The sequence below is a fragment of the Oleiphilus sp. HI0123 genome (assembly GCF_001635315.1).
This window is the reverse complement of the sequence record NZ_LWGE01000769.1, coordinates 1-1,011: the sequence shown is the minus strand read 5'-3', so window position 1 is coordinate 1,011 and position 1,011 is coordinate 1. Positions and strand designations below refer to the sequence as shown.

General features: G+C 47.9%; 1 protein-coding gene. It reads left to right on the top strand.

What is annotated here, in order from left to right:
* On the top strand, positions 1–455 hold a 455-nt coding region (locus A3761_RS06795; RefSeq protein WP_231881182.1), incomplete at its 5' end, for a TetR/AcrR family transcriptional regulator C-terminal domain-containing protein.
* Positions 456–1,011: the final 556 nt, after the last annotated feature.

Below are 1,011 nucleotides of genomic sequence, written 5' to 3'. Positions count from 1 at the left end.
TCGACTCTAAAGAAGCCTTGGTAATGTATTTGCTGAAAGATCTATGGGATCAGGCGATGGTGAAAATTGATGTTCATTATGATGCCGTCAGCCCCTTGGGTGAGCAGCTAACAGCATTACTAAAGCAAGAAGTGAATCTGGTGGGCGACAAAGAATATATCGATTTAGCACGCGTGGCGCTAGGGCACTTCCTGTTCCAGCCGGAGGCCCTACAAAAAGAACTTGAAAAGTTCGATGATGAAGACACCGCGCTGACGCTATGGTTAGAAAGCGCGTCTAAAGATAAGCGCATAAATTTACATGACACAGAGCTAGCTTTCACACAGCTTCACAACCTAATAAAGGGAAGTTGCTTTTGGCCTCAAGTTGTTCAAATTGCGCCTGTTTTATCTGAACCTGAAAAACAAGCACTAGTGCGCGAAACCGTTGATATGTTTTTGGCTCGATATAAATAATGATAAATATTAATTGTAAAAGTCAGCGCTTGAGCTGAGCTATTAGAACACTGCGTTCGACTAAAGCGCACGACTCCTGCGCATTACTTAGTCGTTAAAGTGCCAAATTCGGCCCCTAGTACGTACCTTGTAGGTCGGGTTTCAACCCGACAGATCGGTGCCAATGAGGTAGTTAATAGGTATTGTAAGCACCGCGTCGGGCTGAAGCCCGACCTACGAATAAAGTGCGAATATGCCAAGTTCGGACTCTTCGATATCAATAGGGTGTGCCGTGCGCACCGATAAACCCCGCGACTCAAACAAACAGTAATGGGGGGGCGGCCAAAGCAATTTCCCTAACCTGTAGGCAGAGCCTTCCACGGCTCGCAAGCGGGCTAGCACGGGGCAGATTCATGCGAGGGGTTGAACCCTCTGCCTACTAAGACGAGGTATCAAACTCCGCTGGTGCGCACGGCACACCCTATTGATATCGAAGAGTCCGAACTTGGCATATTCGCACTTTATTCGTAGGTCGGGCTTCAGCCCGACGCGGTGCTTACAATACCTATTAACTACC